This is a genomic window from Cellulomonas sp. McL0617 (genome assembly GCF_049994875.1).
Lineage (GTDB): Bacteria > Actinomycetota > Actinomycetes > Actinomycetales > Cellulomonadaceae > Cellulomonas.
In genome coordinates this window covers 2,577,085-2,596,292 of sequence record NZ_CP188256.1, presented here as the reverse complement: position 1 = coordinate 2,596,292, position 19,208 = coordinate 2,577,085, and the positions used below count along the sequence as shown (strand labels likewise).

General features: G+C 71.2%; 11 protein-coding genes. 7 read left to right on the top strand and 4 right to left on the bottom strand.

The window, feature by feature from the left end; all coding sequences use genetic code 11:
• Positions 1–20: 20 nt before the first annotated feature.
• The gene (gene phoA / locus ACPPVS_RS11835; protein WP_426592464.1) at positions 21–1,742 is read left to right on the top strand and encodes an alkaline phosphatase; all 1,722 of its coding nucleotides are present in this window, start codon (positions 21–23) and stop codon (positions 1,740–1,742) included.
• A 105-nt stretch (positions 1,743–1,847) separates the two neighbouring features.
• Here phoA and ACPPVS_RS11830 read toward each other — a convergent pair whose 3' ends face one another.
• Positions 1,848–2,822 (bottom strand): LacI family DNA-binding transcriptional regulator, encoded by a 975-nt coding sequence (locus tag ACPPVS_RS11830; protein WP_426595957.1) that lies wholly within the window; start codon positions 2,820–2,822, stop codon positions 1,848–1,850.
• A 168-nt stretch (positions 2,823–2,990) separates the two neighbouring features.
• Between ACPPVS_RS11830 and ACPPVS_RS11825 the strand changes: the two genes are divergently transcribed.
• The 5 genes from ACPPVS_RS11825 to ACPPVS_RS11805 are packed head-to-tail and all read left to right on the top strand — an operon-like array spanning position 2,991 to position 9,523.
• A complete protein-coding gene (locus ACPPVS_RS11825; protein WP_426595956.1) occupies positions 2,991–4,295 on the top strand; it encodes an ABC transporter substrate-binding protein in 1,305 nt (434 codons plus the stop codon).
• Between the two features lie 10 nt (positions 4,296–4,305).
• Complete coding sequence (locus tag ACPPVS_RS11820) at positions 4,306–5,331, top strand: carbohydrate ABC transporter permease (protein WP_426592463.1); 1,026 nt, start codon at positions 4,306–4,308, stop codon at positions 5,329–5,331.
• Between the two features lie 44 nt (positions 5,332–5,375).
• On the top strand, positions 5,376–6,212 hold the full coding sequence (locus ACPPVS_RS11815) for a carbohydrate ABC transporter permease (RefSeq protein ID WP_426595954.1): 837 nt from the start codon (positions 5,376–5,378) through the stop codon (positions 6,210–6,212).
• Between the two features lie 14 nt (positions 6,213–6,226).
• A complete protein-coding gene (locus ACPPVS_RS11810; protein ID WP_426592462.1) occupies positions 6,227–8,521 on the top strand; it encodes a glycoside hydrolase family 3 N-terminal domain-containing protein in 2,295 nt (764 codons plus the stop codon).
• Positions 8,522–8,560: 39 nt separating this feature from the next.
• Positions 8,561–9,523: an acetylxylan esterase gene (locus ACPPVS_RS11805; RefSeq protein WP_426592461.1), complete on the top strand. Its 963-nt coding sequence runs from the start codon at positions 8,561–8,563 to the stop codon at positions 9,521–9,523.
• 4 nt (positions 9,524–9,527) lie between these two features.
• On the opposite strand, the gene ACPPVS_RS11800 is transcribed toward ACPPVS_RS11805, so the two are convergent.
• From ACPPVS_RS11800 to ACPPVS_RS11790, 3 genes are all read right to left on the bottom strand, one after another.
• On the bottom strand, positions 9,528–10,577 hold the full coding sequence (locus ACPPVS_RS11800; RefSeq protein WP_426592460.1) for a LacI family DNA-binding transcriptional regulator: 1,050 nt from the start codon (positions 10,575–10,577) through the stop codon (positions 9,528–9,530).
• A 93-nt stretch (positions 10,578–10,670) separates the two neighbouring features.
• Positions 10,671–15,080 (bottom strand): endo-1,4-beta-xylanase, encoded by a 4,410-nt coding sequence (locus tag ACPPVS_RS11795; protein ID WP_426592459.1) that lies wholly within the window; start codon positions 15,078–15,080, stop codon positions 10,671–10,673.
• A 171-nt stretch (positions 15,081–15,251) separates the two neighbouring features.
• Positions 15,252–18,326, bottom strand: a complete 3,075-nt coding sequence (locus ACPPVS_RS11790; RefSeq protein ID WP_426592458.1) for a hypothetical protein — start codon at positions 18,324–18,326, stop codon at positions 15,252–15,254.
• 200 nt (positions 18,327–18,526) lie between these two features.
• On the opposite strand from ACPPVS_RS11790, the gene ACPPVS_RS11785 reads away from it, so the two are divergent.
• On the top strand, positions 18,527–19,204 hold the full coding sequence (locus tag ACPPVS_RS11785) for a response regulator transcription factor (RefSeq protein ID WP_426592457.1): 678 nt from the start codon (positions 18,527–18,529) through the stop codon (positions 19,202–19,204).
• Positions 19,205–19,208 lie beyond the last annotated feature (4 nt).

The window sequence follows — 19,208 nt, the reverse complement described above, 5'->3', positions numbered from 1 at the left end:
GAAGCAACGGTGGAGGAAACATGATGGGGACACGAGCACGGCGCCCGCTGGGCGTCGTGGTGGTCGGCGGCGCGCTGCTGCTGGCCGCCACGACCGCGATGGCCACGACGATCGACCTGACCGGCCACGGCGATGCCCGCCGGCTGACCGGGGACCAGACCAGTGCGGTCAGGAGCGAGCTGCGCGGCGGGACCGCGAAGAACGTCATCCTGCTCATCGGCGACGGGATGGGCGACTCGGAGATCACCGTGGCGCGCAACTATGCACTGGGTGCGGCGGGACGGTTCGCGGGCATCGATGCGCTCCCGCTGACCGGGCAGTACACGACCTACGCGCTGGACAAGACCGACGGCAAGCCGGACTACGTCACGGACTCCGCCGCCTCAGGCTCGGGCTGGTCGACGGGTACCAAGACCTACAACGGCGCCATCTCGGTCGACATCGCCGGCGCACCCCAGCGCACCCTGCTCGAGATCGCCCGCGCCAACGGCCTGCGCACCGGTGACGTCAGCACGGCGGAGATCCAGGACGCCACGCCCGCGGTGCTCGTCTCGCACGTGACCGACCGCAGCTGCTACGCGCCGGCGGTCACGACCACCAAGTGCCCGACGAACGCCCTGCAGAACGGCGGCCTCGGTTCGATCACCGAGCAGCTGATCGGCAACCGGCCGGACGTCACCCTCGGCGGCGGCGCGACCTCGTTCAACGAGCCGGCTCTCGCCGGACCGTGGGCTGGCAAGACGCTCCTCCAGCAGGCGAAGGACCGCGGCTTCCAGGTGGTCTCGGACGCGAACGGCCTGGCGGGCGTGACGCAGGCCGACCAGTCGTCTCCGGTGCTCGGCCTCTTCGCGCCCGGCAACATGGCGACCCGCTGGGTCGGTCCGCCGGCCACCCACACCGGCGGCACGGAGGCGCCTGCTACGTGCACGCCGAACCCGGCGTACCTGGCCACCTCCCCGACGCTGGCCGCGATGACCGACAAGGCGATCTCGCTTCTCGACGCGTCGAGCTCGAAGAAGGGCTTCTTCCTGCAGGTCGAAGGCGCGAGCATCGACAAGCAGGACCACGCCGCCAACCCCTGCGGTCAGATCGGTGAGACGGTCGACCTCGACGAGGCGGTCCAGGCAGCCCTGACCTTTGCCAAGCAGGACGGCAACACCCTCGTCGTCCTGACGGCTGACCACGGCCACTCGAGCCAGATCGTCTACCCCAACACCCTGACTCCCGGCCTGACCCGGACGCTCCTGACGGCCGACGGCAAGCCGATGACCGTCGCGTACGGCACCGCCGAGACAGGCGGTTCGCAGGACCACACGGGCACCCAGGTGCGGATCGCGGCCTACGGCCCGCGGGCCGCCAACGTGGTGGGCTTGACCGACCAGACCGACCTGTTCTTCACCATCCGCGACGCGCTCAAGCTGGACCCGAGCGCACCGTCGCCGGCCGCCCCGGTCATCCAGAACGTCAACGTGACGGACGACGCGATCCTCAAGGGCAAGCAGACGGTCCGCGTCACGCTGGACGCCGAGCCGCGGTACACGTACATCGAGCTCAACCAGGGCGGTACCTGGCTGACCGACAACACCGCGGCGCCCGGCAGCACGAACGCCGGCAAGCGTCCGACGCTCGTGCTCGACACGCGTGACTACTCGAACGGGCAGTACACGCTCAAGATCGACGCCGTGGGCATCGACGGGCAGACGACGGAGAAGCTGATCCCCGTCACGATCGCCAACCGCTGACCTGAACGGGAGGCGTCGATGACGCACCCGGGCCTCGTCTCCCGGGTGCGTCGTCGACGCGACCGAACGAAGCGCCGGGAACCGTCGATCAGCTCGCGGGACCGATCACAGCGCCCGGCAGCTCGACCGCTCGAGCAGCTCGGTGGGCAGGCGCACGTGCACGTCGCGCTCGACCCCGTCGATGAGGTCGACGAGCAGCCGGAGGGCCTCCGCGCCCATGCGCTGCAGGGGCTGGTTGATCGTCGTCAGTGGAGGTGTCGTCAGCGCCGACTCGGGCACGTTGTCGAAGCCGATCACCGACAGGTCGTCGGGAACCCGCAGGTTCAGGCTTCGGGCGACCTCGATCGTCCCGATGGCCGACAGGTCGTTGGCGGCGAAGACGGCGGTCGGCCGGTTCTCCTGGGAGAGCAGCTCCCGGGCCGGCTGCATGGCGGTCTCGGCCTTGTACCCGCCGATGCGCACGAGCGAGTCGTCGACCGTGACGCCCGCGTCGTGCATCGCCCGGCGGTATCCCGCCTCGCGGAGCCGGGCCGACTCCAGGTCGGTCCGCCCGCCGAGGAACCCGATCCGGCGGTGGCCCAGGGCCAGCAGGTAGTTGGTGGCCAGGACCGCGCCCCCGAAGCTGTCCGAGTCGACCGTGGGCAGGGCCGACGGCCCGGTGTGCGGGTCGACCGCCACGACGGGGACCCCGTGGTTCGTGGCGACGACGGTCGGGGTGACGATGATGGCGCCGTCGATGAGCGTGCCCGACAGCCGCGACAGGTAGCGACGCTCCCAGCCGACGTCTGCGCCGCGCCCGCCGCCGGAGTACGCGAGCAGCTCGTAGCCGGTCGAGGCGATGGCCGCGGAGGCGCCCTTGAGCAGCTCGGTGGAGAACGGCTCGAACTCGGCGACCAGGATGCCCAGCACGTTCGTGCGGTGGCTGCGCAGGCTCTGCGCGCCGAGGCTGGCCTCGTACCCGAGCTGCTCGATGACCTCCTGGACGTGGTCCACGGTGGTCTGCGCCACACCGTACCGACCGTTCACGACCTTGGAGACGGTCGCTACGGAGACCCCCGCGGTGCGGGCGACGTCGGCCATCTTCACACGCGGCAGGAACTCCACTGGGTGATCATAGACGAAGCCGGATCGTGTTGAAATCGTTATCGATAACGATTGACTAGACCATGGTGGCCGTCGCAGAATCTCCATCGCCAGGCTTAGACCTGCCCGTCAACGACGACAGAGGAGTTCCCCTTCATGGCAAGGATGATGCGAGGTGCGGTTCTGACCGCACTCGGCGCGAGCATCGCGCTCGCAGTCGCCGGATGTTCCAGCTCCGGCAACAGCAGCGGGGACTCGGGCACGGCGGATGCCGCCAAGCCCGTGTCGATGTCGCTGTGGACCAACGCCACGACCGGCCCCGGTGCGGCGTTCTTCACCGACACGGTGAAGAGCTTCGAGACGGCCAACCCGGGCGTCACGATCAAGATCCAGACGGTCCAGAACGAGGACCTCGACGGCAAGCTCCAGACGGCCCTGAACTCGGGCGACGCGCCGGACATCTTCCTTCAGCGCGGCGGCGGCAAGATGGCCGCGATGGTCGACGCCGGCCAGCTGATGGACATCACCGCCGACATCTCGGACGAGACCAAGGCGGGCGTCGGCGAGGGCTCGTTCAAGGCCGAGTCGATCGACGGCAAGACGTACGCGATGCCCGTGTCCGTCCTGCCCGGTGGCTTCTTCTACAGCCAGGACCTCTACAAGGCGGCCGGCATCACCTCTGCGCCGACCACGCTCGACCAGCTCAACGCCGCGAACACGGCCCTCAAGGGCCAGGGCGTCGCGCCCGTCGCGCTCGGTGGCAAGGACGCCTGGCCCGCCGCGCACTGGTACTACTGGTTCGCGCTGCGCGAGTGCAGCGAGGACACGCTGAACTCGACCGCCAAGTCGCTGCAGTTCACGGACGACTGCTGGACCAAGGCCGGCAACGACCTCACGGCGTTCAAGGCGACCGGCGCGTTCAACGACGGCTTCCTGACGACCTCGGCGCAGCAGGGTGCCGGCTCCTCGGCCGGCCTCGTCGCCAACCACAAGGCCGGCGCCGAGCTCATGGGCGCCTGGGACCCGGGCGTGATCGGCTCGCTGACGCCGGACGCGAAGGCGCTGCCCGACCTCGGCTTCTACCCGTTCATCTCGGTGCCCGGCGGCAAGGGTGACCCGAAGGCGATCATGGGTGGCGTCGACGGTTACTCCTGCTCGGCCAAGGCTCCCGAGAAGGCCTGCACCGACTTCCTGAACTACCTCGCCTCCGCCGACGTCCAGAAGGCCTACTACACGGCCTTCAACGCGCCGCCGGTCAACAAGGACGCTCAGGCGGCCGTCACCGACCCGCTGATCAAGTCGGTCATCGACGCGTTCAACAGCGCGCCCTACGTCTCGCAGTGGCTCGACACCCTGTACGGCGCGAACGTCGGGAACGCCCTGAACACCGCGGTGGTGAACCTCCTCGCGGACAAGGGTTCCGTCGCCGACATCATCAGCGCGGTCAACAGCGCATCTGCCAAGGGATAGCTAGGACGTCATGAGCGATTCACCGGTCAACCCGTTGGCCGTGAAGAACTCGCAGGACGACCGCTCGGTGGTCGGAGCCGGCAACCCGCCGGCTCCGACCACCACCGCCGCCCGCCCACGCCGTCGTGGCGTGGGCTGGCGCGGGCGGATCGAGATCGCGGTTCTTTCCGGGCCAGCAGTCATCATGTTCGTCGGCTTCGTTATCTTCCCCGTGTGCCTGGCCGCGTACTACGGCTTCTTCAGGTGGAAGGGGTACGGCAGGCCGACGGACTTCGTCTGGTTCAAGAACTACAAGGTCATCCTGACCGACCCTGAGTTCCACGCAGCGCTGTCGCACAACCTCTTCATCGTCGTCGTCTCGCTGCTGGTGCAGGGCCCGATCGCCATCGGCCTGGCGCTCCTGCTCAACCGGCCGATGCGCTGGCGCTCGCTGATCCGCGTCCTGATCTTCGTCCCGTACGTGGTCTCCGAGGTCATCGTCGGCACGGGCTGGAGCCTGATGCTCGCGACCGATGGCGCCGCCAACGGGCTGCTCGAGAAGCTGGGCCTCGGTCACTTCACCAACGAGTGGCTGTCCAACCCGGACATCGCCATCTGGACCTTGATGGTCATCATCTCGTGGAAGTACATCGGGTTCGCCGTGATCCTGTTCATGGCCGCGCTGCAGAACATCCCGCAGGAGCTGTTCGAGGCTGCGCAGATCGACGGCGCCAGCTACTGGCAGATCCAGCGCAACATCACGCTGCCGCTCCTCGGCCCGACGCTCCGGATATGGGCGTTCCTGTCGATCATCGGATCGCTGCAGCTCTTCGACCTCGTGTACATCATCTGGGGTCAGTACGTCGCGGGCACTGCCGGCGTCTCCACGATGGCGACGTACATGGTGCAGTACGGCCGCGGCGCCGGGAACTTCGGCTACGGCAGCGCTGTCGCTGTCGTCCTGTTCGTCATCTCCTTGTTCATCGCGCTCGTCTACCAGCGCTTCGTCCTGCGTCGTGACACGGCCGGCGCCCTCACGGATAAGGCCGCACGGTGACCGCCTCCACGATCCAGCTCCCGGCGCCCAAGCCGCCCGCCCGCATCCGCACGTCCGGCAAGCGCGGCGGCCGTGCCGGACCGGCGACGTACTTCATCGCGCTGCTGCTCGTCTCCGTGATGCTCGTGCCGATCCTCTACATCATCCTCGGCGGCTTCCGGACGAACGCGCAGATCACGACCGATCCCGCGGGCCTGCCGTCGCCGTGGGAGTTCTCGAACTACGTCAACGTCCTGACGAACTCGACCTTCTGGCGCGAGGTCGGCAACTCGGTCATCGTCGCGCTGTTCACGTCGGTGCTCGTGGTCGCGTTCGGGCTGATGGCGAGCTACGTGCTCGCGCGGTACAGCTTCCGGGGCCGAGGGGCGCTCTATGCCCTGTTTGCCGCCGGGCTGATGTTCCCGATCACCGTCGCGATCACGCCGCTGTACATCCTGGTGCGCGACATCGGGCTCATCAACAACCTCGGGGGAGTCATCCTCCCGCAGATCGGCTTCGGTCTGCCGACGACGATCATCATCCTCGTCCCGTTCCTGCGGGCGATCCCGGACGAGATCGAGGAGGCCGCGTCCATCGACGGCGCCGGCAAGCTCGGCTTCTTCTTCCGGATGGTCGTCCCGCTGTCGCTGCCCGGCGTGATCACGACCGGCATCCTCGCGTTCGTCGGTAGCTGGAACAGCTACCTGCTCCCGCTGTTCATCCTCAACGACCAGAGCGCGTTCACTCTGCCGCTGGGCGTCCAGGCATTCTCGTCGCAGTACTCCGTGGACACCGCCAAGGTGCTCGCATTCACGTCGCTGTCCATGATTCCCGCCCTGGTGTTCTTCTCGCTCTTCGAGCGACGGATCGTCGGCGGGCTCCAGGGCGCGGTCAAGGGCTGAGGGGGACCCACCACATGACAGACATCCGGATCTCCGCGCGCCCTGGCGCAGACGCACCCGCCCGCGAGGCGCGCGTGCTCGACCTGCTCGGTCGCATGAATCTCGAGGAGAAGCTCGCGCAGATCGTGGGCTTCTGGGAGAAGAGCGACGGTGAGGCCGTCGCGCCGTTGCAGGGCGAGTTCGCGGCGCCCACGGCGCTGAGCGAGTTCATCCGCCACGGGCTCGGCCACCTCACCCGGCCCTACGGCACCCGCCCCGTGGACGCGGTCGAGCGGGCCGCGTGGCTGTGGGACCTGCAGCGTGGCCTGGTCACCGGCACACGCCTCGGCATCCCCGCGATCGTGCACGAGGAGGTGCTCACGGGCCTGTCCGCCTGGCGCGCGGCCACCTATCCGACGCCGCTGGCCTGGGGCGCCGCGTTCGACCCGGAGCTGATCGAGGAGCTGGGCGCCGAGATCGGCGGCTCGATGCGCACGCTCGGCATCCACCAGGGACTGGCACCGGTCCTCGACGTCGTGCGCGACCCCCGCTGGGGTCGCGTCGAGGAGTGCATCGGCGAGGACCCGTACCTCGTCGGCACCCTGGGGACCTCCTACGTCCGCGGCCTGCAGTCGCGGGGCGTGCACGCCACGCTCAAGCACTTCGTGGGCTACTCGGGCTCGCAGTCGGGACGCAACTTCGCTCCCGTGCACGCCGGGCCGCGCGAGATCGCCGACGTCCTGCTCGTCCCGTTCGAGATGGCGATCCTCGACGGCGGAGCGCGCTCGGTCATGCACGCCTACACCGAGATCGACGGGGTTCCGGTCGCGTCCGACCCGACCATCCTGACCGGGCTCCTGCGCGACCAGTGGGGGTTCGACGGCACCGTCGTGGCCGACTACTACGGCATCGCGTTCCTGCACGTCCTGCACCACGTCGCCCGCGACCTCGGCGACGCGGCGGGCCAGGCGCTCGCCGCCGGCATCGACGTCGAGCTGCCGACCGGCGACGCCTACGGGCGCCCGTTGGTGGACCGGATCAACGCGGGAGAGGTCGACGAGGCACTCGTCGACCGGGCCGTGCTGCGGGTGCTCCGCCAGAAGGACGAGCTCGGTCTGCTCGACGCCACCTTCGAGGACGACCCGCCCGCCGTCGTCGACCTGGACACGCCGGAGCAGCGCGACCTCGCGCGCCGGCTGGCGCAGGAGTCCGTCGTGCTCGTCGCCAACGACGGCGTGCTGCCCCTGCGCGGGACACCACGGCTCGCGATCATCGGCCCGAACGCCGACCGCACCGAGGCGCTGTACGGCTGCTACTCGTTCGTGAACCACGTGCTCTCCCAGCACCCCGGTTTCGAGGCGGGGATCGAGGCGCTGACCGTCGACCAGGCGATCCGTGCCGAGCTGCCCGCGTCGTCGGTGGTCTCGGTGCCGGGCTGCGCCGTCGACGACGACGACCGGTCCGGGTTCGATGCGGCCGTGGCCGCCGCGACCGCCGCCGACGTCGTGGTGCTCGTCGTGGGTGACCACGCCGGCCTGTTCGGCCGCGGGACGTCCGGCGAGGGCTGCGACCGCGACGACCTCGAGCTGCCGGGTGTGCAGCGCGAGCTGGTCGAGGCCGTGCTGGCGACCGGGACCCCCGTGGTCCTCGTGCTGGTCACGGGCCGGCCCTACGCGGTCGACTGGGCGATCGAGCGGTGCGCCGCCGTGGTCCAGGCGTTCTTCCCGGGGGAGGAGGGCGCCGGCGCGATCGCGGGCGTCCTGTCCGGGCGCGTCAACCCGTCGGGCAAGCTGCCGGTCAGCCTGCCGCGGTCCGCGGGTGCGCAGCCCTACTCCTACCTGCACCCCGCGCTCGGGGAGGGCCAGGAGGTCACCAACCTGTCCTCGACCCCGGCCGCGCCGTTCGGCCACGGCCTGTCGTACACCACGTTCGCGCACGAGGACCTCGTCGTCGCCGCGGAGCACGCGACACACGGGTCCGTCGTGGTCGAGGTCCGCGTGACCAACACGGGCGCGACGGCCGGTGACGACGTGGTGCAGCTGTACGGCCGGGACCTGGTCGGCTCCGTGACGCGACCCGTCGCGCAGCTGCTCGGCTATCGCCGCGTCCGGCTCGCCGCCGGCGAGGACGCGACCGTGACGTTCGATGTGCCGGCCGCGCGCCTGGCCTTCGCCGACCGGTCGATGCGCCGGGTCGTCGAGCCCGGCGAGCTCGACCTGTGGGTGGGCACGAGCGCGCAGCGGGACGTCGAGGGGCGCACGACGCTCGTCGGTCCGGTCCACCCGGTCACGGGCTCGTCGCCGCGCTGGACGGTGACCGAGGCGCGGTAGCCTTCCCCCGCCCGCACGGACCACGAAGGAGCTAGGCCGATGCTGCCCGACATGCCCCGCGCCGAGCTGGCGACGTACTCGGGGAGCACGACCGAACCCCCGGACTTCGACGCCTTCTGGGCGCAGACGCTGGAGATGAGCCGCGCTGCGGGGTCCGGGGTGACCCTGCAGCGCGTCGAGACGGGACTGCAGACGGTCGAGCTGTTCGACCTGACGTTCCCCGGCTACCTGGGTCAGCCCGTCCGCGCGTGGCTGCGGCTGCCCGCGCAGCGGTCCGGGCCTCTGCCGGCCGTCGTGCAGTACGTCGGGTACGGCGGCGGGCGGGGACACGAGATCGAGAACCTGCTGTGGTCCTCCGCCGGCTTCGCGCACCTGCTCATGGACACGCGCGGCCAGGGTTCCGGCTGGTCGCTCGGCGTCACCGCGGACCCGCACGACGGGCACCCGCAGTTCCCCGGCGTGATGACGCGCGGCATCGAGGACCCGGCGACGTACTACTACCGGCGCATGTTCACGGACGCCGTCCGCGCGGTCGATGCGGTCCGGACGCTCGACGGCGTCGACCCGGACCGCGTCGCCGTCGTCGGGGGCAGCCAGGGCGGTGGGACGGCCCTGGCCGCAGCCGGCCTGGTCCCGGACCTGCGCGCGGTGGTGGCCTACGTCCCGTTCCTCTGCGACTTCCCCCGTGCGATCCGGGTGGCGGACACCCAGCCGTACACGGAGGTCGTCAGCTACCTCGCGGTCCACCGCGACCGGGCGGACCAGGTCGAACGCACGCTGGCCTACTTCGACGGCGTCCACTTCGCGCGCCGCGGGCGTGCCGACGCGTTCTTCAGCGTCGCCATGATGGACCCGATCTGCCCGCCGTCTACGGTGTACGCGGCGTACAACTCCTACCGGGGGCCCAAGCAGCTCACCGAGTGGGAGTTCAACGGCCATGAGGGTGGCGGGCCGCAGGCCGAGCAGGACGCTGTCCGGGCGCTGCGCGACCTGTTGGGCTGAGGGTCTACGGCTCCCGCGGCGGGGCCGTGCTGTCGCGGACGACCAGCTCGGTGGCCAGGTCGATCCGCATGTTCGCCGGGGTCTCGCCGCGGGCGAGCGCGAGGACCATGCGGGCGGCCGTGGCGGCCATCTCCTGCAGCGGCTGGTTGATGGTGGTGAGCCGGGGGGAGATCCACTCGGTCACCGGCAGGTTGTCGTAACCGACGACGGACAGGTCCTCCGGCACGCGCAGGCCGAGGTCGTGCGCGGCGCGCAGGACGCCCATGGCCTGGAAGTCCGAGCCCGCGAAGATCGCGGTCGGTCGGTCGGGCCGGTCCAGCAGGCTGAGGCCGTGCGTGTAGCCGCCGCCGACGAAGAAGTCGCCGTAGCGCACCAACGACGGGTCCCTCGGCAGGCCGGCCTCCTCGAGCGCCGAGCGGTACCCGTCGACCCGGGCGCGGCTGCACAGCACGTCCGCGGGTCCGGAGATCATCGCGATCCTCCGGTGCCCGAGGCCGAGCAGGTGCCGGGTGGCAGCGAGACCGCCCGCCCAGTTGGCGGAACCGACGGTCGGGACGCCCGGCGGCTGCTCGCCGGCGGTGTCCACCAGCACGTACGGGATCGACCGGGTGCCCAGCAACCGTCGCTGGGCGGGGTCGAGCTCGGAGAGCACGAAGATCACGCCGCGGGGTCGGCGGCGCAGGACGTCGTCGAGCCACTCCTGCTTCGGTCGGTGCGCGCCGCCGAGCTCCGAGAGCACCACGCCCATGCGGTTCTTGCCGGCCACCTGCTCGACGCCGGTGATGATCTGCAGCGCCCACGGCGAGTCGAGCTCGTGGAAGACGAGATCCAGCAGCCCGGGGTCCGAGCCGATGGGTCCGCGACGCCTCCGGTAGCCGCGCTGCTCGATGACGGCCTCGACGCGTGCGCGGGTGGCCGGGGAGACGTCCTTTCGGCCGTTGATGACCTTGGAGACCGTCGGCGCGGAGACCCCGGCCTGCTCGGCGATCAGCGCGATGGTGACCGGACCGTCGAGGAGGTGGTCGTCGGCCCGCTCCTGCGCGTCCGCCGTCATGCCGTTCCCTCCCGAGCCGTTGTCCACGGACGGTAGCACCGGCGACGGCACCCCGAGGCGGAGGGACCCCGGGGCGCCGTCGTCGTCACCGCGTCACGGCCGCACGGTGAGGGTGGCCGCCGAGCTGGTGACCGAACCGGCGGAGCTGCTCACGACCACGCGCACCTGCGTGCCGGACCACCACGGCAGCGTCAGCACGTACAACGTGTCCGACGTGCCGAGCGGCGCCCGCGCCCAGGTCGTGGAGCCCGGGAGCCGCACGTACCACTGGTAGTGGGGTGCGGGATAGCCCACGGCGTCCACGTGGAACGACGTCGGGCGCAGCGGCGAGCTCGTGACCGATGCCGGTTGCTGCAGGATCGTCGGCTTCGCCGCCTGCAGCGTCACGGTCGCGACGCCCGTCGTGGCGCTGCCGGCGGCGTTGGTGAACACCGCGCGGTAGGACGCGCCCTGCTGACCGAGGTCCACCGTGACGACGAGCGAGGTCGACCGGGCACCCGCCACGTCACGCCAGGAGCCCGACACCTTGTGCTGCCACTGCACGGTCGGCGTCGGGTAGCCCGAGGCGGCCGCGGTGAACGTCACCGTCGAGCCGAGCGTTCCCGCGGCCGAGCGCGGCTGGGTGGTCACGACGGGCTTGGCCGCCTTGATCGAGAGCGTCGCCGCGTTCGTGGTGGCCGAACCGCCGGCGTTCTGGAACACCGCGCGGTACTGCGCGCCGTCCACGTCCGCCGAGCCGACCACGGTGAGCGTGGTCGTCGTCGCGCCCGGCACCGGCGACCAGACCCCGCCGACGTTGCGCTGCCAGGTGACCGTCGGGACCGGTGTACCCGACGCCGCCGCGACGAACGTCGCCGTGGCGCCCAGACCGACCGTGGTCGAGGCCGGCTGCGTGGTCACGACCGGTGCGACGGCGGGCGGTGCCGGCGCGGCGACCAGGCGGCCGACGCCCCAGCGGGCGGTCGTCTGGTAGCCGTTGCCGGTCGGGTCCGCCCAGTCGCGGATCGCCGTCCGGGTGCCGGCGGTGCCGTCGTTGACCTGGAAGTCCAGGCCCTCGAACGCCCCGAGCCCACCGTTCTCGAGCAGGCTCACCGCCGCCTCGACCACGTAGCCGTGGTCGGTCCGGCTGGTGGCGCTGGTGACGCGTGCGCGCTGGGCCGTCTCGTCGCCCGTGCCGAACGAGAGGAGGTTGTCCGCGCTGATCCGGATCTGCGTGTCGTCGGCGCGGTAGCCGCCAGCCTTGGCGTTCCCGGCGTCCACGAACAGCTCGACCGAGTCCTGCTGCCAGGGGTCGGACGCCGTCGTGTCGACGCTCGGGTCGGTGACGTCCGCGAGGACGTAGAGGGTGTTCCCCTTCCAGAGCGTGTGCACTGTGGCGCTCGCCCCACCCGTGCCCGAGACCTGCTTGGCCGTCGTGACCGAGGCCGACGAGGTCCAGCCGGCGTCGACCGCACCATCGATCGTCGGAGCCGTCGCGGCCTCCGGGATCTCGACGAAGGAGAGCGGCTCGACCAGCTGCAGCGTGCCCAGGACGCCCGGCGAGTTCCAGCCGGTCGTCGTGGCGTCGTCCACCACCCGGACGTCGAACGGCAGCGTGCCGCCGGCGGCGACCGGGGTGTCGAGCGGGAGGGTGACGACGGCGTCGTACCCGCCCGCGGTCGGCGTCACCGTGGCGACGGCGGGATCGGCACCGGTGCGCGGGACCGTGAGCGTCCGGCCGGCGTAGTCGATCTGCAGGCCGTCGGTGGCGCTCGCGGTGGCGTCCGTGACGTGCACGTAGGCCGTCAGGTGGTCCGTCGCCCAGCGCAGCTGGAACGCGGAGTGGTCGTCGATCGCGTGCAGCGGCAGCTTCTGCCACTCCAGCGACGTCGTCGCCCCGGCGCCCAGGGGCACGTCGCCCTGGAACACGACCGCCGAGCGCTGCCGGGCGGGCAGCGTCTGGTCCGTGATCCCGTAGTAGGCGGGCTTGGCCTGCAGGTCGTCGTCGAAGACGAGCGGTGCGCCGTCGGCGACGCGCCAGCTACGACCGTCGGTGAGACCCCACACGGTCGCCGAGAAGATGTCGGCGGAGTGCGCGCGGAGCATGTCGAACACGGCCTTGTAGTAGTAGCCCTGGTCGATCAGGTTGCTCTGCGTGACGGGCGTGCCGGTGGGCACGTCGAGCTCGGTGACGGCCTGCCGCAGCCCGAGCCCCTCGAACCGCTCGATCGCCGCACCGAGCGCGTCGACCGGCATCGCGAGATTCACGTGGAACTGGTGGCCGATGCCGTCGATCGGGACGCCGTCCGCCAGCAGCCGCTGCACGAGGGCGTAGAGGCGGTCCTGCTTGCCCGTCTGCTCCGTGTTGTAGTCGTTGAGGAACAGCGTGACCGGGTGGCTGACGCCGGGAGCCGCGTACGTGCCGTTGAAGGCGGCGTTCGCGTCCTGGAAGGCCTGCTCGATGAACTTCTCACCGAGCACCTGGTACCAGTGGCTCTGGCGCAGGCCGTCGGGGTCGCCGGTGCCGTCGGAGACGGCCTCGTTGACCACGTCGAACGCGTACAGCGGGTTGGTGGCGCTGCCGAACGCGCCGTACCGGTCGGAGAGGTACTTGGCCACGTCGTTGATGTGGTCGTGCAGGCGCTGCGAGAGGATCGCCTGGTCGGCCGGGCTGTTGGTGAGCCAGGTGCCGTCGTCGTGCTGGAAGAACCAGTCCGGGGTCTGGCTGTGCCAGGCGAGCGTGTGCCCGTAGACCTTCAGGTGGTTCTGCTGGGCGAACGTCATCAGGGCGTCGGCCTCGGCGTTCTCCGTGACGAACGAGTGGTCCGCGTTGTACCAGGCCTCCGGCTTCATGAAGTTCTCCGGCGTGACCTGGTCGAAGTGCTTGACCAGCAGCTGCGACGCGGCGCCCGAGGTCTCGCGGCTGTCGATCGCGGCGCCGACCGCGAACGGCACGGTGTCCTTGATCGGGGTGAGGTCCTGGACCGTCGCCGCGGTGGGCTTGGTCACCGAGAGGTCGTCGAGGAGGAGGTCCGAGGTGTTCCCCGCCGCGCCGTTCTGGTAGCTCGTCTCGAGGTAGAGCAGGGCCGAGTCGGCCTGCGGCATCGTGAACTTGGCGGAGACCTGCGTCCAGCCGTTGTTGGTCAGGCCCGTGAACTGCGCGAGCGTGCTGTAGGTGGTCGAACCGCCCTTGGTGGCCGCGATGCTGAGCCACAGGGCGTCGGTCGGCTGGCCGGCGCCGAAGCGCACCCAGCCGGTGAACTGGTAGCCGGTGCCGGGCTGCAGGACGCAGGTGACGTCGTGACCGAGGCCCTGGCCCTGGCCCTGCCGGTTGCTGACGAGGACCGAGTGGGCTCCGCCGTGTCCGCCGTCGGTCACCGCGACCGTGGCGGTGCCGTGACCGTCGTCGCGTCCGGCCCAGCCGTCCAGGCCGCTCTCGAAGTCGGTGCTCACGAGCGTGTCGGACGTCGGGTAGGTGCAGGTGTCACCGGTCCCACCGCCGCCCGTCCCGCCGCAGTCGACGCCCGGCAGCGTGATGCTCACGTCGTCGACGTAGTAGTCGTACGTGGCGGTGCCGTCGGAGAGGGCGTCCGTGCCGAGGTAGACCTGCAGGTCCGCCGGGGCGACACCCGTGTCGGGCACCGTGTACGTGCCGGTGAGGGTGGTCCAGGCGGCCGTCGAGACGCCCGAGGAGTTGCCCACCCAGGTGTAGGCGGGCTTGACGACGAGGCGCGCGGACGTCGTCGCCGACGTCGTCCCGGCGAGCCGGACCTTGGCCGACAGGGTGACCGTCTGACCCGGCGTCAGGCTCGAGAGGTCGCCGGTCGCGGTCTGCAGGCCGTCGTAGTCGTGCGCGCGGCCGGTGATGCGGGCCGCCGGGTTGCCGTCGACCGGCTCGAAGGTCGCGGTCGAGCTGCCGTCGTTCCAGAGACCGTCGAGGGTCGAGTCGGTGAAGTCGGCCGAGGCCAGCGTCGTGGCCGCCGTCGGCGTGCAGGTGGTGCCGCCGCCGCCGGACGCCGGGCCGGTGATCGTCACGTCGTCCAGGAGCACGTCCGGGAACGTGGCGCCGGACGTGTCGAGGTAGAGCTTGCCGGGCGTCGCACCGGTGGCCAGCGTGTACGAGCCGCTCACCGTGGTCCACGCGTCGGCGGTCAGCGCGCCGTCGCCGGAGACCCAGGTGTAGCTGCCGTCGTCGACCGTGAAGTGCACGCCACCGGCGGGCTGCGCCGCGTCGGCGAGCCGGGCCTTGAAGGAGATGGCGTAGCTCACGTCGCGCTGCAGGACCGTGGTGAGGTCGAGGGCGACGCCGTCGTAGGCGTGCGTCCGCCCTGACACCTTGAGCGACTGGCCGCTTCCGCCGGGGTCGGCGACCAGCGCGAGGGTCGCGCCGCCGTTGACCACCCAGGGCGCGTAGGTGCCGCCGTCGAACGTGCTGGCCAGCACGGGGGCATCGGCCGCAGCGGCCATCGTCGCCGTCGATCCCACCACGAGTGGTGCGATGACCAGCGCGGATGCCGCGACCAAGACTCCGAAAGTTTCGAACGGCCGGCGTCGCCGACGGGTCCAGCTCATGAACGCTCCTTTGCGCACTGCGGACGGATCAGCGGGCAGATTACGCACGATTCCGGTGAATCGGCCAGGGAGGGAGCGTCGCCTGTGACCGAACTGTGTCCGAAACTATCGGAGCGCGTGGCGTCAGTGCGGGGACGGTGCTGCGTCGGCGCGCGCATCGGCCGTCGTCCGACGTCCGACGAGGGCCGTGCCGACTCCGGCGAGGGCGACGACCAGGCCGACGACCGCCAGCGCGGCCGGCAGCCAGGTGGGGATCCCGAGGTAGACGGTGATGCCCAGGATCCGGGAGAGCCCCCACGGCAGGAGCGCCATCTGGTCGTTCCAGATGGTCAGCGCGCGCTCGAGCCCGATGACCGCGACGCCGCCCGACGCCAGCGCGAGCGTGAGCCCGCCGGCGAGGAGCGTCAAGCCGACCGCCCGAGCCGGTCGCAGGCCGTAGGCGCGACGGAGGACCAGTGCGATCACGACGAACGACCAGCAGAACGCCGCGAAGGCGACCGTGACGTAGGCCGTGCGCGCGGCGGGGTCGGTCCAGAAGCCGAACCAGTAGCGACCCGGGCCGCGGACCACCAGGGCGGCGAGCAGGATCGCGGTGCGCAGCAGGACGACGCCGCCCAGGGCCGCCCAGAGATGGAACGGGTCGCGTCGACCCACCATCAGGCGCAGCAGGACGACCAGGATGAGCCATGAGCCGAGCGTGAGGACGAGGTGCGCGGGCGCGGCGAACCAGGTGTAGACGAGTCTGCTGGCCACCAGAACGACCGCCGGGACGGCCCACACCAGGACCCGCTCGACGCGACCCCGGACCGTGGCGGTCCTGGGCGGCGCGGCCAGCTCCCCGAGGCGCCAGGGCCTCGTCGTCGCGACGAACAGGGCGTGCAGGGCGATCGACCGAGGCCGGACCGCGCCGAGGACCAGCACCAGCAGCACGGCGACCAGCAGCCCCCGCGCCAGCCACGCCATGGTGGGGTCGCGGTCCGCGCGCGCGGCGCCGAGGTCGGCGGCGGTGAAGTTGTAGGCCGGGAGGTTGACGTCGCCGGCGTAGCGGGCCTCGTGCTCGGCGCGCGCCGTGCGGAACGCCTGCTCGGCCGACCGCCACCGGTCGTAGGCCACCGAGCTGCCCGTGTCGAGCCACTGCACCCGGCGCAGGACGGACTCGCGGTACGCGGCCAGGGTGCCCAGGAGGTCGGTCTCGTAGTCGAGGGCGTCGACGACGTGCTGGTAGAGCGCGGGGTCGCGCCAGGTCGCGGGGTCGGTCGCCGCGACCTGGGCGCGCATCTGTGCGGCGACGTCCGTGGCGTGGGCGCCGTCGGCGACCGCGGAGTCGAGATCGGTCCGGCTGACGGCGTAGATGCTGTCGAGGGCGGCCGAGTCACCGGTGACGATGTCCCACTCGAAGATCCACATCATCGGCGGCGGCTCGAGGCCCAGCGCCTTGACGCTCTGCTTCGCGTAGGTGCGGATGTACAGGCCGGTGGTGATCGCGTCGCGGGAGCGGCCGAGGGTGTCGGTGATCGCCGCGGCGGTCGCGGGGTCGGCCGACAGCGTCTGCCGGACCCAGTCCCTCGTCACGTCCGTCGGGTCCGCCGACGGGTCCCAGGCCAGCCGCGCGGTGCCGTAGGTGTTCAGGTCGTACATCTGCCAGAACCCGGTCCGCAGGTACAGCGTCATGGGTCCCGCGCGCAGAGGTCCGCCGTCCTGGGTCCAGTTCCACACGCCCTCGACGTGCGGGTTCGCGGCCAGGAACGTCTGGAGCGCCTGCGCCTCCTCGGCGACCAGGTCGTTCGGCAGCGCGCCGAAACCCTCGAACTCCCGACGGGCCTGGAACTCGACGATCCGGCGCTGGTTCCCGACGGACAATGTCGGGTTCAGCGGCAGGTGGCTGTAGAAGTCGCCCATCGTGTACTTCGTCGACACGATCAGGTGCGGATCGTCGATCCCGCCCGGCCCGTCACCGAACACGGACTCGTATGACGCGGGGTCGGTGTGCAGGTCGCCGATGGCACCCACCCCGACCGTCCAGGTCCGGAAGATGATGTCGCGGTCGTGCTCGCTCGCCGTCGCCAGCAGCGCCTTGAGCATCGCCTGCACGGACGACTGCGACGTCACCGCGAGCTTCGAGGAGTAGTCCCAGCCGGCCTGGTAGACGGCGCCGCCCTCGCCGATCCGGACCATCAGCCCGTCGACGAACGGCAATGAGTCGAACAGCTCGGCCAGCCCCGCCTGGTAGACGGACCACAGTGCCGGGTCGTCCACGTCGAGACCGCCGACGGTCCGCTGCAGGTACGCCTCGAGCGGCGGCGAGACCGCGAGCATGTCGGTGAGCAGGTAGACGTGCATGCCCATGTCCGCGGCGTACCGGAACACGGGCCCGAAGGCCTTGACCATCGCCTGCGCGCGGGCCACGTGCGGGTCGCCCTGCGGGTACACCTGGTGGCCGTCGCCGACGCCGCTGAACGTGACGTACTCGAGGAACCCGGGCACGACGATGCCGTTGTACCCCTCGCGCAGGTCGTGCTGGACCAGCTGCTTGAACTCCGCGTCGATGCGGTCGACGACGACCTGGTCCACCCACGGCGCCTCGGGCAGGACGGCTCCGGCGACGACGTCGGTGTTGAGCGAGTAGTCCGTCCCGGCCGAGAACGCCGCCGGGTCCGCCTCGCGACCGACCGAGCCGGAGTCCGTCAACCGCAGGCCGAGGCGGGGCTGCTGGGTCGCGCCGGTGGTGTCCAGGGCGGCGCCCGACCGGATCCGGTCGGCGATGCCGTACAGGCCGGCCGCCGCCCCGTCGACGCCGGCGGCCTCGAGCGCGAGGTGGCCCTCGCCGTCCTGCCGGACCCGGTAGGCCTCGGGGGAGTCGGCGAACGAGGGCACGGTGCGCACGGACAGGTCCGCATCGCCCGTCGTGATCGTCGGGGCCGGCAGGCCTCGGTCGACCAGGGCGTCGGACACCGCGGACGCCGCGAGCGAGAGGCGTTCACCGGCCGGTACGGAGATCGTCGCGATCCTCGGCGCCGCGACCATCGAGGTCGGTTCGACGCTCGTGGGCGGTGCGATCGCGGCGGGGGTGTCGGCGGGGCGGAAGCTCAGCCCGAGCGCCTGCCCGACCCCGACGGCGACGAGGGCGCCGAGCGCGAGCACGACGACGGCGGCCACGAGCGGCACGCGCGTGGAGGGTCGGGGCCGGGATCCAGGCATCGGCGAAGTGTAGGAACTGGACCAGTGTCCATATGTCTCAGGTCACACACGGGTGCGCGACGCATCCGGACAAATCCGGTCGAACGGACCCGTCGTCGTGGGTTCGCGACGCGCGTTCACCCGTTCGGCCCAACGCTGCGGTCGGGGCCGAGGTCGACGTAGGCTCCATCGATGCGGCGGACCCGGGCGCTGGGAGCCAGATGAAGGTGCTGATCATCGAGGACGAGCCGGCGATCGCCGATGCCGTCCGGCGGGGCCTCCTGGGTGAGGGGATCGCGGTCGACGTCATGCGCGACGGCGTGGACGGGTTGTGGGCCGCCACCGAGAACGCCTACGACGCGGTGGTGCTGGACCTCATGCTGCCCGGCATCAGCGGCCGCGACGTCCTGGTCGGCATGCGCGAGCGGGGGGTGTGGACGCCCGTGCTCGTCCTGACCGCGCGGGAGGGCGACGAGGTGCAGGTCGGCGCGTTCGACCGCGGTGCCGACGACTTCCTGGCCAAGCCCTTCTCGTTCGACGTCCTGCTGGCCCGGCTGCGTGCGCTCGTCCGTCGGGGGGCACCCGAGAGGCCGGTCGTGCTGACCGCCGACGACCTCCGACTCGAGCCGGCTCGCCGACGGGTCACGCGGAACGGCCAGGAGATCGCGCTGACCCCGCGCGAGTACGGCGTCCTGGAGCTGCTGATGCGCCGGGGCGGAGACGTGGTCACCAAGTCCGAGATCCTCGACAACGTGTGGGACTCCGCGTTCGACGGGGACCCGAACGTCGTCGAGGTCTACGTCAGCTACCTGCGCCGCAAGGTCGACGCTCCGTTCGGGCGCAGCACGATCGTCACCGTCCGCGGGATGGGCTACCGGATCGCCGCCGACGAGGGCTGACGCC